The sequence below is a fragment of the Clavibacter michiganensis genome (assembly GCF_021216655.1).
Classification (GTDB): Bacteria; Actinomycetota; Actinomycetes; order Actinomycetales; family Microbacteriaceae; genus Clavibacter; species Clavibacter michiganensis.
Genome location: NZ_CP080437.1, coordinates 1,483,452 through 1,498,344, shown reverse-complemented (window position 1 = coordinate 1,498,344; position 14,893 = coordinate 1,483,452). Strand labels below are relative to the sequence as shown.

General features: G+C 75.0%; 14 protein-coding genes and 2 riboswitches. Of the genes, 9 read left to right on the top strand and 5 right to left on the bottom strand.

The annotated features are described in order from the left end of the window. The first annotated feature begins 43 nt into the window (after positions 1–43). Together K0V08_RS06895 and K0V08_RS06890 are read left to right on the top strand one after the other, a co-directional pair. Complete coding sequence (locus K0V08_RS06895; protein WP_012038898.1) at positions 44–448, top strand: hypothetical protein; 405 nt, start codon at positions 44–46, stop codon at positions 446–448. Between the two features lie 58 nt (positions 449–506). Beyond that, positions 507–1,070: a GIY-YIG nuclease family protein gene (locus tag K0V08_RS06890; protein WP_012038897.1), complete on the top strand. Its 564-nt coding sequence runs from the start codon at positions 507–509 to the stop codon at positions 1,068–1,070. An 18-nt stretch (positions 1,071–1,088) separates the two neighbouring features. Here K0V08_RS06890 and K0V08_RS06885 read toward each other — a convergent pair whose 3' ends face one another. Then, positions 1,089–2,174 (bottom strand): zinc-ribbon domain-containing protein, encoded by a 1,086-nt coding sequence (locus tag K0V08_RS06885; protein WP_079534436.1) that lies wholly within the window; start codon positions 2,172–2,174, stop codon positions 1,089–1,091. 46 nt (positions 2,175–2,220) lie between these two features. Here K0V08_RS06885 and K0V08_RS06880 point away from each other — a divergent pair, with 46 nt between their 5' ends. After that, positions 2,221–2,775: a GNAT family N-acetyltransferase gene (locus tag K0V08_RS06880; RefSeq protein WP_012038895.1), complete on the top strand. Its 555-nt coding sequence runs from the start codon at positions 2,221–2,223 to the stop codon at positions 2,773–2,775. 159 nt (positions 2,776–2,934) lie between these two features. Next, positions 2,935–5,784, top strand: a complete 2,850-nt coding sequence (locus K0V08_RS06875; RefSeq protein WP_079534438.1) for a glycoside hydrolase family 43 protein — start codon at positions 2,935–2,937, stop codon at positions 5,782–5,784. A gap of 39 nt (positions 5,785–5,823) precedes the next feature. Here K0V08_RS06875 and K0V08_RS06870 read toward each other — a convergent pair whose 3' ends face one another. The 3 genes from K0V08_RS06870 to K0V08_RS06860 all read right to left on the bottom strand — a co-directional run bounded on the left by K0V08_RS06870 (position 5,824) and on the right by K0V08_RS06860 (position 8,040). Then, on the bottom strand, positions 5,824–6,219 hold the full coding sequence (locus K0V08_RS06870; RefSeq protein ID WP_012038893.1) for a ChaB family protein: 396 nt from the start codon (positions 6,217–6,219) through the stop codon (positions 5,824–5,826). Positions 6,220–6,298: 79 nt separating this feature from the next. After that, a complete protein-coding gene (gene sufU, locus K0V08_RS06865; protein ID WP_079534440.1) occupies positions 6,299–6,742 on the bottom strand; it encodes a Fe-S cluster assembly sulfur transfer protein SufU in 444 nt (147 codons plus the stop codon). Next, positions 6,739–8,040: a SufS family cysteine desulfurase gene (locus tag K0V08_RS06860; RefSeq protein WP_079534442.1), complete on the bottom strand. Its 1,302-nt coding sequence runs from the start codon at positions 8,038–8,040 to the stop codon at positions 6,739–6,741. Before K0V08_RS06860 ends, sufU begins: the two co-directional genes overlap by 4 nt. A 101-nt stretch (positions 8,041–8,141) precedes the next feature. Here K0V08_RS06860 and K0V08_RS06855 point away from each other — a divergent pair, with 101 nt between their 5' ends. Then, positions 8,142–8,912, top strand: a complete 771-nt coding sequence (locus tag K0V08_RS06855) for a copper resistance CopC family protein (protein ID WP_012038890.1) — start codon at positions 8,142–8,144, stop codon at positions 8,910–8,912. A gap of 18 nt (positions 8,913–8,930) precedes the next feature. Here the strand turns inward: K0V08_RS06855 and K0V08_RS06850 are convergent, their stop codons facing one another. Continuing rightward, on the bottom strand, positions 8,931–9,302 hold the full coding sequence (locus K0V08_RS06850) for a BlaI/MecI/CopY family transcriptional regulator (protein ID WP_012038889.1): 372 nt from the start codon (positions 9,300–9,302) through the stop codon (positions 8,931–8,933). A 126-nt stretch (positions 9,303–9,428) separates the two neighbouring features. Here K0V08_RS06850 and K0V08_RS06845 point away from each other — a divergent pair, with 126 nt between their 5' ends. The 4 genes from K0V08_RS06845 (at position 9,429) to gcvP (ending at position 14,815) form a co-directional block, all read left to right on the top strand. Continuing rightward, positions 9,429–9,884 carry an SseB family protein gene (locus tag K0V08_RS06845; protein ID WP_012038888.1) on the top strand — a complete coding sequence of 152 codons (456 nt, stop codon included), beginning with the start codon at positions 9,429–9,431 and terminating at the stop codon, positions 9,882–9,884. A 145-nt stretch (positions 9,885–10,029) separates the two neighbouring features. After that, positions 10,030–10,116, top strand: a riboswitch (glycine riboswitch). Position 10,117: 1 nt separating this feature from the next. Then, a riboswitch (glycine riboswitch) is annotated at positions 10,118–10,211 on the top strand. Between the two features lie 43 nt (positions 10,212–10,254). Then, positions 10,255–11,475, top strand: coding sequence for a glycine cleavage system aminomethyltransferase GcvT (gene gcvT / locus K0V08_RS06840; protein WP_079534444.1), 1,221 nt, complete (start codon positions 10,255–10,257; stop codon positions 11,473–11,475). Continuing rightward, positions 11,472–11,843: a glycine cleavage system protein GcvH gene (gcvH, locus tag K0V08_RS06835; RefSeq protein ID WP_012038886.1), complete on the top strand. Its 372-nt coding sequence runs from the start codon at positions 11,472–11,474 to the stop codon at positions 11,841–11,843. The genes gcvT and gcvH overlap by 4 nt, the downstream gene beginning before the upstream one ends. Continuing rightward, the gene (gene gcvP / locus K0V08_RS06830; RefSeq protein WP_012038885.1) at positions 11,840–14,815 is read left to right on the top strand and encodes an aminomethyl-transferring glycine dehydrogenase; all 2,976 of its coding nucleotides are present in this window, start codon (positions 11,840–11,842) and stop codon (positions 14,813–14,815) included. Before gcvH ends, gcvP begins: the two co-directional genes overlap by 4 nt. Positions 14,816–14,893: the final 78 nt, after the last annotated feature.

Here is a 14,893-nt window from a genome sequence, read left to right as displayed (position 1 = left end):
GAGGTCGCGTGGACGCAGCAGCCGACACCGGGCGGGCGCGGCCATGACGCCGCGCATCCGGGCGCTCCTCCTCGCCGGGATCATCACCGGCCTGACCATGGCGATCGTCGCGGTCGCACGGCCCTGGACCCGCGAGGACGAGCCCGACGACTGGGTCGTGCTGCGCTTCGAGGCCGGCGAGGCGGCGACCGCGTACGAGGCGTTCGAGTCGCTGGCCGCGACCGAGATCGCGGGCGACGACGCCCTCCAGCTGCTCCAGGCCGGATGGATCGACGGCAACGAGTTCGGCGAGGACTCCTACGACGTCTACTTCGTCGGCCCGGACCGCCGCATCATGTGGGAGGTGCTCGAGCCGATCTTCGCCGACGCCCCCGTGCCGTGGACCTCGGTCGAGCTCCGCCGCGGCCTCGAGGACCAGGCGCCCGTCGTCGTGCGGGCGGCGCGCTGAGGCCGTCCGGACCGCCGGTCCGGGATCCGGTGTCGGCGCCCGCGCATAGCGTCGGGGCATGACGTCGACCGGATCCGCCCCGTGCCGCGCCGAGGGCTGCGACGCGGCGGCTGAACCCGGCGCACCCGTGCCGCTGTGCGCCGTGCACCTCGTGGGCGCGGCCGCGTGGGCGGAGCGCGAGCACGGCGTCGAGGACGTGCTGCCGTCGCCCTGCCCGGCCTGCGGATCACGCCTCGGCGTCCGGTACCCGTCGGGCTGGCTGTGCGCGGTGTGCGAGTGGCGGCACGGCGACCACCCGGACGGCGAGCTGGCGCCGCCGCGCGTCGACGTCGTCTACTACATCCGCTTCGGCGACCGGCTGAAGATCGGCACCAGCGCGAACCCGCGGCAGCGGCTGGGCACGCTGCGGCACGACGAGCTGCTCGCATTCGAGCGCGGCGGCCGGGCGGTGGAGCGGGCGCGACACGCGGAGTTCGCGCGACAGCGCTACGACCGCACCGAGTGGTTCGAGCTCGACGCGGAGCTGCGGGGGCACGTGGCCGCGCTCGCCGCGGGGCAGCCGGATCCGTGGGAGCTCCTCGCGCGCTGGCGGAGCGAGGCGCTGGCGCTGCGGGTCAGCTGAGGCGGGCGGGCGCACGGATCATCCGGCTGCGGCCGACGGCGGTGCCGCCCGCAGGTAGGCGTCCACGAACAGCGGCCCGCGGATCTCGCGGAGCCGGTCGAGGAGCTGGTCGACCGTGCCTCGGGTGAGGCCCGAGACGCACAGGTCGTACGGCCCGAGGGGCGGCAGCTTGCCCGTGCGGATCCGGATCACCTCCCATCCGGACGCCCGCAGCGCGCGGTCCTTGCGCCGGTCGGCCTCCTCGCGGCGGCCGACGTGCTCGAGGCCGTGGCGGCCGGTGGAGTCGTACTCGATGGCGACGCGCAGCTCGGGCAGCACGATGTCGGGCCACGCCTCCAGGTGCTCGAAGAACGGGCGCGCGAGCCGGACGGCGTTGAGGCCGCGCGTGTGATCCAGGCGCGCGGCCAGATCCTGCCGCAGGCGCTCCTCGACGGCGGACGCGGGCGGCGGCGCGCACGCGCTGGCGAACGGCTCGCCGACGGGGAGGTCGGGCGTCTTCGCGCAGACGGCGGGGGATCGGCGGGCGCGGGTCGGCGTGGTGGCCGTGGCGGGGGATCCGCGTCGCTCGGCGGGCCCGACCGTGCTCGGGGTGCCGTCCTTCCCACGCCGGTCGCGGGCCGTGCCGCCGACCGCGGGCCGTCCGTCGCGCGCGCCGCGCCGGGGACGCGTCGGGCCGCCGGCCGTCGACGGCGATCCGCCGGACGCGCCGGACGCGGATCCTCCCGCCACCGGCCCCGCCACCAGCGGCGACGCCCCGGGCCACCGCACCTGGTCGGCCATCGGCAGCACGGGCGTGCGCGGCGCCGCGGCCTCCGCGCAGTCCGGGCACCACGACGAGCGGCGGCGCTCGCGGCCCGGCCGCCGCCGCTGCTCCTCGGGCGTCGCGACGAACACGTGCCCGACGTCGCACTGCCAGGTGAGGAGCACGTCGGCCGCGGGCGGCACCTGCGTGAGCGTGATGCCGCGGTTGAGATCCGGGTGGTACTGCCGGATGAGCACGGGGAACGATGCCCACGCCTCCCGGTAGGCGCCCACCGGGTAGGGCACGTCGAGGCCGCGCGACCAGCGGCGCCGCGCCCACCACGCATCCACCGGCTCGGGCATGCCGTCACGCTAGGGGCGACCACCGACGTCCCCCTAGCCTGGGGCGATGCCCGACCTCGCGACCGACCGCCTGCTCCTCCGCCGCTTCACGGAGGCCGACGCGCCATTCCTCCTCGACCTGCATGCCCGGCCCGAGGTGATGCGCTGGATCGGCTCGGGTGCGGTGCAGACGGATCCCGCCCAGGCGGCCGCGCGCGCCGCGCGCTACGCCGCGCTCGACCACCCGGTGCGCGGGATCTGGGCGATCGAGGACCGCGACGGCGGCGCGCTCCTCGGCACGCTCCTGCTCAAGGAGCTGCCCGCGTCGGCCGCGCCGCTCGGCGGCGACGACCCCGCCCCGCGCGACGCGCCGGAGGAGGGCGAGACGGAGATCGGCTGGCACCTGCACCCGGACGCCTGGGGTCGGGGCGTCGCGACGGAGGCCGCCCGGCGGGTGCTCGCGCACGCGGCCGAGGGCGGGCTGGCGCGCGTGCTCGCGGTCACGAACCCGGCGAACGCGCCGTCGCAGGCCGTGTGCCGGCGGATCGGGATGCGTCCCCTCGGCCGCACGCGCGCCTACTACGACGCGGACTGCGAGCTGTTCCGGGTCGACCTTCCCTGACCCGGCGGACGGCGCGCGGGGTCCGTCACGGGAGGTCCACCCCGGATCCCATGTGACATGGCACCGACCTCCGGGGCTAGCGTGGGAGGCGATGCGAGGGGGCACCGCGACGATGCGGGGCGCCCGGATCCGCATCGCGCACCTGGAGGACGATCGACGATGATCACGCAACCATCCGCACCCGGACGCGGGACGCCCGCCGAAGGCGAGGCCCCGAGCCCCACGAGGAGGAGGGGCATCCGGGCGCTCGCCGTCACCGCGGGGCTCGCCACCGCCCTGTCCCTCGCGGGCCTGCCGGCGCACGCCGCGACGCACGCGTCGGCACCCGCCGCCGCCCGCGCCGCCGCTCCGGCCGCCGCGACCCCGCCAGCGCCGGCGGCCGTCGAGGACGCCACCTTCACGCCCGGTGAGGCCCGTCTCGACACGTCCGGCGAGGTGATCCAGGCCCACGGCGGCCAGATCGTCCCGTCTGTCGACGAGGCCGGCGACACGATCTACTACTGGTACGGCGAGGACCGCTCCAACGGCTACGCCTCGAGCCCCGGCGTGCACGTCTACTCCTCGCACGACCTCGAGGCCTGGACCGACGAGGGCCTCGCCCTCCGTGCCATGTCGTCGCCCGACCAGTTCGACGCCGACCCCTACTTCGCCGGCCTCTACGGCGACCTCGACGCCGACGCGCGCGCCGCCGTCTACGAGGACCTCGGCACCGTGCCCGCCGCCGGATCCACGCGCCCCGCCGCGATCCTCGAGCGCCCGAAGGTCGTCCACAACGCGGCGACCGGCCAGTGGGTGATGTGGATCCACACCGACGGACCCACCGCCACGAGCGACGCGCAGTACGCGAAGGCCACCGCGGGCGTCGCCGTCGCCGACTCGCCGACCGGCCCGTTCCGCTACATCCGCGACCACCGCCTCCACGAGGCGCCGCCCGGGGAGCCCGACTACCAGCCCGAGAGCAAGGGCATGGCGCGCGACATGAACCTCTTCGTCGACGACGACGGGACCGCGTACATCGTCTACTCGAGCGAGGAGAACTACTCCCTCTACATCTCGAAGCTCGACGCCGACTACACCGCGCTCGCCACGGGTCCGGCCGACGCCGTCAAGGGCGTCGACTTCACGCGCCCCTACGTCGGCGCGCACCGCGAGGCGCCCGTGCTGTTCAAGTCGCACGGCACCTACTACCTGATCACCTCGGGTGCGACGGGCTGGAACCCGAACCCGGCGTCCTACGCCACGGCGACCGACATCCTCGGCACCTGGACCGACCGCGGCAACCCCGCGCAGGGCGACGGCGCCGGCACGACCTTCGGCTCGCAGAGCACCTCCGTGATCCCGATCGACCCGGAGAACGGCCGCTTCGCCTACATGGGCGACCGGTGGACCCCGGACGACCTCGCGAACGCGCCCTACATCTGGCTGCCGCTGTCCTTCGGCGAGGGCGGATCCATGACCCTCGCGAACCCGGGCACGTGGAGCGTCCGCGACATCCCGGCGTACGCGCCGTGGGAGGTCACGACCGCGATCCCCGCGACCGTGCGCACCGACGACGCCTCCGCGCTGCCGACCGAGGTCGAGTCGAGCAGCGGCGGCACGACCACGACCACGGGGATCACCTGGGACGCCGCGGCGCTCGCCGGCGCCGGCCCCGTGCAGCTCCGCGGCACCCTCGACGACGGGCGCTCGCTCGTCCGCCGCGTGGTGGTCGTCCCGCGTGACCTCGAGTACGCGGTCGACGCGGGCGGCTGGGCCACGGCCGACTGGACGGCGATCGTCGCCGCCTCCGCCGCCGACGGCCCGCTCCTCGGCTCGGTCCCGGAGCAGCCGCTCGGCGCGGATCCCGCGACGGGCGCCATTTGGGGCTGGACCGGATCCAGCGACGTGAAGGGCGACGCCACCGGCGACCTGTACTCGACGCTGCGCTGGGCGAGGTCCGGCGCGACGCTGACGTACTCCTTCGGCGGGCTCACCCCGGGCGAGCACCGCGTCGACCTCGGGTTCTCGGACCCGTGGACCACGGCCAGCCGCGCCGCGCGCATCACGCTCAACGGGCAGGTCGTGGAGACCGCCCGGCCGTTCGGCGCCGACTCGTCGAGCGGGTACACCGCGACCGTCGGGGCGGACGGGGTGCTGAGGGTGGAGATCGCGAAGGCGGCGGGCCCGGACATCCAGGTCAGCTTCCTGATGGTGTCCGGCGGCCCGGCCGCGCTCGCCGCGCAGACGATCGCGTTCACCGCGCCGACCGGCGCGACCGCGGGCGGCGACGCGATCGCGCTGACGGCCACGGCGACCTCGGGCCTGCCCGTGTCGTTCCAGGCGTCCGGCGCGTGCACGGTCACGGGGACGCGGCTCTCGCCGACCTCCGCGGGCGTCTGCACGATCACCGCGACGCAGGCCGGGGACGACGAGTTCGCGCCCGCCGAGTCGATCACGCGCACCTTCCGGGTGCAGGCCGCCGTGCTCGACGACTTCGGGCGCCGCGGCTCCGCGGTCGGCGGATCCTGGACCGGCGACACCGCCGCCACCGCCTACCGCCTCGCGGCCGGCACGCTCCGCCCGTACCAGGGCGGCGCGCTGCTGCGACCCGAGGTGCTCGGCGCCACGCAGGAGGCGTCCGTGACGCTGACCAAGGTGGCGCGCACCGCGCAGTCCGTGGGCCTCGTGCTCAAGGCGCAGTCGGCCCGCACGGTCGACCGCGGCGCGATCACCGTGACCTACGACGCGCGGTCGAAGGCGATCACGACGACCGCCATCGCGACCGACGGCACCCGCACGGCCTACCCGGCGATCCCGGTGCGGCTGCTCCCGGGCGACGTGCTCACCGCGCGGTACACGGCGGACGACACCGTGGAGATCCAGCTCGGCGACGACCTCGTCGGCACCAGGGAGCTCTCCGACGCCGACGCGGCGCGCTTCCACGACGCGACCGGGCGCGTCGGCGTCTGGACGCAGGGCGCGCTCCTCACGGTGCTCGACGACGTGCGCGGCGGCACGACGATCGACTGACCCGACGGGGCGCCCGTCCGTTCGGGACGGGCGCCCGCCTCAGCCCTCGCGCTCGCGCGCCCGGCGGGTCTCGCGGTCGTTCGCCTTCCGGATCCCGTCGACCAGCTCGTCCTTCGTCATGCGGCTGCGGCCGGCGACGTCGAGGCGGCGGGCGACCTCCATCAGGTGCGCCTTCGACGCGTTGGCGTCGACCCCGCCGGCCGTGCCCGCGCCGCGTTCCTCGGCGCCCGCGTCGGACGGGCCCGTCGACTCCTTCGGCTCCCAGTGGTCGCCGACCTTCTCGAAGCCGTGCTTGAGCGCGGCGTAGGCGGTGCGCTCGGCGCGCTCGCCGGATCCGTACCGCTCCTCGGCCGCCTGGTGCGCCGCCGACCAGGTGGCCTGCGCGTGCTCGGGGGAGCGGCGGATGGTGCTCGGCATGTCGTCGTCGGGGGCCACGGATCCTCCTGGTGTCGCGGGCGGCCGCCTCGCGCGGCCCGTCTCCCCACTCTGCCCGCCCCGCGCGGGGACGGCCGGGTCAGCCCGCCCGGAGCGCCTCCTCGAGCGTCGTCCAGGGCAGCATCGCGCACTTCACGCGGCCGACGTACCGGGAGACCCCGTCGAGCGCGACGGCGTCGCCGAACTCCTCCGGGTCGAGGTGGGACGCACCGCGGCTCCGCATGACCTCGCGGAACGCCTCGGCGCGCGCGTGCACGGTGTCGAGGTCCACCCCGTCGAGCACGCCGACGAGCATCGACGCCGACGCCTGCGAGATCGCGCAGCCGTGGCCGGTCCACGCGATCTCGACGACCCGGCCGTCCGCGACGCGTACGCCCAGGGTGATCTCGTCCCCGCACGTCGGGTTCACCTGGTGCGCGTGCAGCGGCCAGCCCGTGGGGTCGCCCTGGCCCTCGGGCGTGCGCGAGTGGTCGAGGATCAACTCCTGGTACAGCGCGCCGCCGCCGGACGCGGGAGCGCTCATCGGCCGGCCCCGAAGAAGGCGGCGGCGTCCTCGACGCCCTGCAGCAGCAGGTCGATCTCGGCGTCGGTGGTGTGCAGGGTGCCGCTCGCGCGCGTGGACGCGGTGAGCCCCAGCCGGCGGTGCAGCGGCTGCGCGCAGTGGTGCCCGACGCGCACGGCGATGCCGCGGTCGTCGAGGATCTGCCCCACGTCGTGCGCGTGCACGCCCGCCAGGTCGAACGCCGCGAGCCCGATGCGGTCCTCGTGGGGCCCGAGCACGCGCACGCCCCGGATCCCCGAGAGGCCCGCGACGAGCCGCGCGCCGATGCGCCGGCCGTGCTCCTGGATCCGATCCATGCCGACGGCCTCGAGGTAGTCGACCGCCGCGCCCAGCGCCACGACCTGCGAGATGCGCTGCGTGCCGGCCTCGAAGCGCTGCGGCGGCGGGAGGAACTCGGCCGACTCCATCGTGACGGTCGTGATCATCGACCCGCCGGTGAGGAACGGCGGCAGGGCCTCGAGCACCCTGCGGCGTCCGTACAGCACGCCGATCCCGGTGGGGGCGAGCATCTTGTGCCCGGAGAAGACGGCGAGGTCGACGTCGAGCGCGCGGAGGTCGACCGGCATGTGCGGCACGGACTGGCAGGCGTCGAGCACGACGAGCGCGCCCACCTCCCGAGCCCGGGCGATCACGGGGCCGAGCGGCGCCACCCCACCCAGCACGTTGGAGACGTGCGCGAGCGCGACGACGCGCGTGCGCTCCGTGATCACGTCGCCCAGCGTCTCCAGCCGCAGCGCGCCCTGGTCGTCGACGGGGATGAAGCGCAGCGTGGCGCCCGTGCGCAGCGCGAGCTGCTGCCACGGGATCAGGTTGGCGTGGTGCTCCGACTCCGTGACGACGATCTCGTCGCCCTCCCGCACGCGGATGGACGCCGGCGCGGCAGCGCTCCCGAGGCCGTACGCGACGAGGTTCAGCCCCTCGGTCGCGTTGGATGTCCACACGATCTCGCCGGCATCGACGCCCACGAAGCGCGCGACCTTCTCCCGTGCCTCCTCGAACTCCTCCGTCGCGAGGGCCGCGAGCGTGTGCGCGCCGCGGTGGACGGCGGCGTTGCGGTGCTCCAGGTACGCGCGCTCCGCGTCCAGCACCTGGCGCGGCTTCTGGGAGGTGGCGGCCGAGTCGAGGTAGACGAGCGGGTGGCCGTTCACCTCCGAGTCGAGGAGGGGGAAGTCGCGGCGGATCCGGTCGATCTCGTCGGCGGTGAGGCCGGCGGATCGCGCCGTGCCGTCGCCGGGGGCGTCCTGCGGTGCGGTGTGCATCCGTCCACTCCATCGTGCCGCGGCCCCGGGCGCAACACGCGTGCGGGCGCGGCGTCATGGACGTCCGCCCGCCGGGCGCATGCGCAGGGGATGATGGACCCATGGCGTCTCCGCACCACCCCCGCACCCCGTCCCTCCTCCGTCGTGCCGCGCTCGCCGCGGGAGCCGCGGCCCTCGTGCTGGGCGGGGCGCTCATCCCGGCGGGCGCCGCGTCCGCGCACGACCGGCTCGTGGGATCCACCCCCGCCGCCGACACCACCGTCACGGACGAGCCCGGCACCATCGCGCTCGACTTCAGCGAGGAGCTGCTCGCCCTCGACGCGCAGGCCTCCGGCTTCGCGATCCAGGTGGTCAACGCGTCGGACGGCTCCTTCCACGAGGACGGCTGCGTCGCGGTCGACGGATCCACCGCCACGACCCGCATCGCGCTCGGCACGGCGGGCACCTACCAGGTGACCTGGCGCGCGGTCTCGAGCGACAGCCACCCCATCGACGGCACCTACTCCTTCACCTACGCGCCGACCGGCGACACGACGGGCACCCCGGCCATCACCTCGGCCCCGGCCTGCGGCGACGCCTGGGCGGGCAGCGCGGCCACCGCGACGCCCGAGCCCGAGGGCACCATGACGACGCAGGGCGCCGAGTCCGTCGCGCCCGCGCCGACCTCGGACGCGCAGTCCGGCGAGTCCGTGCCGCTCGCCGACGCGGCCGAGACCACGCCCGTCTGGGTGTTCGTGCTCATCGGCCTCGTGATCCTCGCGGCCGCCGTGCTCGTCGTGGTCGGCGTCGTGCGCCGGTCGTCGCGCCGGTTCCCGGGCGAGGACGGCGAGAGCGTGGGCGGACCGTACGACGGGGCCGACGACCCTCGCTAGCGGCGGGAGGGGACGGGCCTACGCCCGGTCGTCCCCGCCGAGCGCGCGGCGCAGGGCCGTGAGGTCGTCGCCGTCGAGCGTGCCGGCGAAGCGCAGCAGCGCCGCCTCGCGGTCCTTCGTGGCCGCGAGCGCGCCCGACATGAGCGACGCCGCGTGGTCCGTGCGCGAGCGGGCGGGCGCGAACGTGAGCGCGCGCGCCTCGTCGGAGCGCGTGACGAGGCCCTTCTGGCCGAGCCGTTCCAGCACCGTGAGCACGGTCGTGAGCGCGGGGCGCGGATCCGGGATGCGGGCGACGACGTCCTTGGCCGTGAGCGGCTCGTCGGCGTCCCACAGGGCGTCCATGATGGCGGCCTCGAGCTCGCCGCGGGGGCGCTGGCGTCCGATCGACACGGGCGTCTCCCCTCGGGACGGATGGCGGGTGGAAGAGACGATCCTAACTCCGCGCGCGGCCGCGGGGAGGCCCGGCCCGGGCGTCGCGGTCAGCCGCCGCCCCGCCGGATCGGGCACGATGGACGCATGACCGATTCACAGGACCGAGAGCCCACCCCCCTCGAGCAGGCCATCGCGCGCGGCCAGGCGGGCGAGTCCGACATGACCGCCGTCCTCACCGAGTTCATCAACACGACGGTCGTGGTGCCCACCGCCACGCCCCTCACCCCCGAGACCGACCAGCTGCAGCCCGTCCTCTTCGACCGCGACGGCGTGCCCATGCTCGCCGCGTTCACGCACGAGGACCGCATCGACGAGAAGGTCACGAGCGTCGCCGACCACGTCGCCACCATCCCCGCCGCCGAGCTCGTCCAGGCGATCCCCGAGGGCACCGGCCTCGTCATCAACGTCGGCACCACCGACGGCTTCGAGATGATGCCCGAGGGCGTCGCGCAGCTCGCCGACGACGTGCGCCGCGTCATCGACACCGACGAGGACGCCGCCCCGCAGGCGCCCGCAGCGCCCTCGCCCGACGCGATCTGATCCCGCGGGTCGACCCGACCACCCGACGCCGCCGCATCCACCCGGGTGCGGCGGCGTCGTCGCGTCCGGCGCGGGGGATCGACCGGGAATCGTCACACGGCGGAAACGTCCCGCTCGATATGCTGATCCACGAACACACGGCCGCGCACGCATCGCGGGAGAGCTCCTCCGGGAGCACCGAAGGAGCAAGCCTCCCCGCCAATCTCTCAGGTCCACGTACCGCGATGCACTGGCCACTCTGAAAAGCAGCCGTCCCGTACGGCTCGCCCACGGTGAAAGCCCCGTCCTCGGACGGCGCGAAGCTCTCAGGCACATGACAGAGGGGGAGTCCCGCATCCGGCGTCCGCGCCGGTCACGACCGGAGGACTCCATGCCCGACGCACCCGCCGACACCGCGCCCGACGCGGCGGCCGCGGCCCCGCCCCGCCGATCCCCGCTGCACGCCGTGCACGAGGCCGCCGGCGCGTCCTTCACCGACTTCGCCGGCTGGCTCATGCCCGTCCGCTACACGAGCGACCTCGCCGAGCACCGCGCCGTGCGCGAGGCCGCGGGCATCTTCGACATCTCGCACATGGCCGAGATCGCCGTCGAAGGGGAGGGCGCCGCCGCGTTCCTCGACTCCGTCCTCGCGGGGAAGCTCTCCGCGATCGCCGAGTGGCAGGCGAAGTACACGCTTCTGCTGGACCCCTCGGGCGGCATCGTCGACGACCTCATCGTCTACCGCACGGGCGAGGAGTCCTTCCTCGTCGTCGCCAACGCGGGCAACCACGATCCCGTGCTCGCGGTCCTCGCCGAGGCCGCGGCGGGCCGGGACGACGTGGAGGTCGACGACGCGAGCGACGACGTCGCGCTCATCGCCGTGCAGGGCCCGGTGTCCCGCGCGATCCTCGAGGCCACCGCCGGCCTCGAGACCGAGACGCCGCTCGAGGCGCTCCGCTACTACCGCGCCACGGCCGCGCGCTTCGCCGGCCAGGACGTGCTCGTCGCCCGCACCGGCTACACGGGCGAGGACGGCTACGAGCTGTACGTCGCGACCGAGGACGCCGTCGCCCTGTGGGAGGCGCTCGTCGCGGCCGGCACGCCCCTCGGCCTCCTGAACACGGGCCTCGCCTGCCGCGACACGCTGCGCCTCGAGGCGGGCATGCCGCTCTACGGCCACGAGCTGGGCCTCCACACGCTCCCCGTCCAGGCCGGCCTCGGCAAGGTCGTCGCGCTCGGCAAGGAGGGCGACTTCCGCGGGCGCGCCGCGGTCGAGAAGGGCCCGGGTCCCGTCGCCCGCGTGCTCGTCGGCCTCGTCACCGAGGGCCGCCGCGCGCCCCGCGCCGACTACCCCGTCTACGCCGAGGAGGCCGCGGGCGACTCCGCCGCGGCCCTCGAGGCCGCGATGGAGGCCACCGAGGGCGCCGTCGCGCCCGTCGGCATCGTCACGAGCGGCGCCCTGTCGCCCACGCTCGGCCACCCCGTCGCCATGGCGTACGTGGATCCCTCGCTCGCCGCCCCCGGCACGCGCCTCGCCGTCGACGTCCGCGGCACACGCGTGCCCGCCACCGTCGTGACCCTCCCCTTCTACTCGCGAAAGGCCCTCGCATGACCGATCAGACCAGCCTCCAGTACACCGCCGAGCACGAGTGGGTGCAGGTCGACGGCGACGTCGCGACCGTCGGCATCACGGCCTACGCCGCCGACAAGCTCGGCGACGTCGTCTTCGTCGAGCTGCCTGCCGTGGGCGACGAGCTCGCGGGCGGCGAGGTCGTCGGCGAGATCGAGTCGACCAAGTCGGTCGGCGAGCTCTTCGCGCCCATCGACGGCACGGTCACCGAGGTCAACGACGACGTCGTGGCCTCGCCCGACCTCGTCAACAGCGACCCGTTCGGCGCCGGCTGGCTCGTGAAGGTGCGCTTCGAGGCCCTGCCCACGCTCCTCAGCCACGACGAGTACGTCGCGCTGGTGGGCGAGTGACCGCCGTCGACGCCGGCACGCGCCCGGCCACCCCGGCCCCCGCTGCCGCGCCCGACATCGCGGAGGAGTCCTCCGCGTTCGCGCCCGGCGCGTTCGGCGCCCGCCACATCGGCATCGACTCCGAGGCCCGCGCCACCATGCTCGGGGTCCTCGGCCACGACTCGATCCCGTCGCTGCTCGCGAAGGCCGTCCCCGAGACGATCCAGGTCGACCGCTTCCGCACCGAGGGCGACTCCGTGCTGCCCGAGGCGGCCACCGAGCGCGACGCCCTCGCCGAGCTCCGCCGCATCGCGGGCCGCAACCGCGTGCGCACGTCGATGATCGGCCTCGGCTACCACGACACGATCACGCCCGCCGTCATCACCCGGAACGTGCTCGAGAACCCGAGCTGGTACACGGCCTACACGCCGTACCAGCCGGAGATCTCGCAGGGCCGACTCGAGGCGCTCATCAACTTCCAGACGATGGTCGCCGAGCTGTCCGGGCTCGCGACCGCGAACGCGTCCATGCTCGACGAGGCCACGGCCGTCGTCGAGGGCATGCTGCTCGCGCGCCGCGCCTCCAAGGCCAAGACGCCGGTCTTCCTCATCGACGCCGACGCCCTGCCGCAGACGCGCGCGCTCCTCGACAGCCGCGCCGCCGCGCTCGGCATCGAGCTGGTCGCGCACGACCTCGCCACGGTGGATCCGGCCGAGCTGCCCGACGCGTTCGGCGCCTTCATCCAGTACCCGGGCGCCTCCGGCCGCGTCTGGGACCCGAGCGCCGTCATCGCGCGCGTGCACGAGGCCGGCGGCCTCGCGGTCGTCGCGGCCGACCTGCTCGCCCTCACGGTCATCACCTCGCCCGGCGAGCTGGGCGCGGACATCGCGGTCGGCACGTCGCAGCGATTCGGCGTCCCCATGGGCTTCGGCGGACCGCACGCGGGCTACCTCGCCGTGCGCGCCGGCCTCGAGCGGCAGATGCCCGGCCGCCTCGTCGGCGTCAGCCAGGACGCGGCCGGCCACCCCGCGTACCGCCTCTCGCTGCAGACGCGCGAGCAGCACATCCGCCGCGAGAAGGCCACCAGCAACATCTGCACGGCGCAGGTGCTCCTGGCCGTCATGGCCTCGATGTACGCGGTGTACCACGGGCCGAAGGGCCTCCGCGTGATCGCGCGCCAGGCGAACAGGGGCGCCCGCCGCCTCGTCCGCTCGCTGGCTGCCGTCGGCGTCGAGCCGATCCACGCCGCGTTCTTCGACACCGTGCGCGTCTCCGTGCCCGGCCGCGCGGACGAGATCCTCGCGGCTGCCGCCCGAGGCGGGGTCAACCTGCTCCGCGTGGACGCCGACACCCTCGGCTTCAGCGTCGACGAGGCCACGCGCCCCGAGGACCTCGCGGTCGTCGCGCGCGCGTTCGGCGCCGAGCTCGCGGAGGACGAGGGCGCTGCCGGCGACCTGTCGTCGATCCCCGAGGTGTCGATCCGCACGAGCGAGTACCTCACGCACGCCGTCTTCTCCACGCACCGCTCCGAGACCGGCATGATGCGCTACCTCAAGCGCCTCTCTGACAAGGACTACGCGCTCGACCGCGGCATGATCCCGCTCGGCTCCTGCACCATGAAGCTCAACGCGGCCACCGAGATGGAGGCGGTGACCTGGCCCGAGTTCCAGGCCATCCACCCCTTCGCCCCGGCGGACGACGTCGAGGGCTACCTCGAGCTCGTCCTCCAGCTGGAGACCTGGCTGGCCGACGTCACGGGCTACGACACCGTCAGCCTCCAGCCGAACGCGGGCAGCCAGGGCGAGCTCGCGGGCCTCCTCGCGATCCGCGGCTACCACCTCGCCAACGGCGACGACGCGCGCACGGTCTGCCTCATCCCGCAGAGCGCGCACGGCACGAACGCGGCCAGCGCCGTGCTCGCGGGCATGCGCGTCGTTGTGGTCGCGTGCGACGAGCTCGGCAACGTCGACCTCGACGACCTGCGCGCGAAGATCGCGCAGCACCGCGACGAGCTCGCGGGCCTCATGATCACGTACCCCTCCACCCACGGCGTCTACGAGCACGAGGTCGGCGCGATCTGCCAGGCCGTGCACGAGGCCGGCGGCCAGGTCTACGTCGACGGCGCGAACCTCAACGCGCTCCTCGGCTTCGCCCGGTTCGGCGACTTCGGCGGCGACGTCTCGCACCTCAACCTGCACAAGACGTTCTGCATCCCGCACGGCGGCGGCGGACCCGGCGTCGGCCCGGTCGCGGCGAAGGCGCACCTCGCGCCCTTCCTGCCCGGCCACCCGCAGGCGCAGCGCAACGTCCATGCGCTCGTCCAGGACGGCGTCGTGTCCACGATCGAGCACGGCGGCGCCCCGGTGTCGGCGGCTCCCTACGGATCCCCGAGCATCCTGCCGATCAGCTGGGCCTACGTCCGCATGATGGGCGCCGAGGGCCTCAAGCAGGCCACGGGCGCGGCGGTCCTCTCGGCGAACTACATCGCCGCGCGCCTCCGCGACCACTACCCCGTGCTCTACGCGGGGGAGGACGGCCTCGTCGCGCACGAGTGCATCCTCGACCTGCGCCCGCTCACGGCCGCGACCGGGATCACGGTGGACGACGTGGCCAAGCGCCTCGTCGACTACGGCTTCCATGCGCCCACCATGAGCTTCCCGGTGCCGGGGACCCTCATGGTCGAGCCGACGGAGAGCGAGGACCTCGCCGAGGTCGAGCGCTTCATCGCCGCCATGATCGGCATCAAGCAGGAGGCCGACTCGGTCGCCGCGGGCGAGTGGCCGGCCGACGACAACCCGCTCCGGAACGCGCCGCACACGGCCGAGTCGGTCATCGCGGGGGACTGGACGCACGCGTACACGCGCGAGCGCGCCGTCTACCCGGTGTCCACGCTCGTGCGCGACAAGTACTGGCCGCCGGTGCGCCGCATCGACCAGGCGTACGGCGACCGCAACCTGTTCTGCGCCTGCCCGCCGCCGGAGGCGTTCGCCTGATCCGCTGATCCGCGGGCGCCCCCGGGCGCCGCACCGCACCACCGCAAGGGCGGCGGGACCCACCGGTCCCGCCGCCCT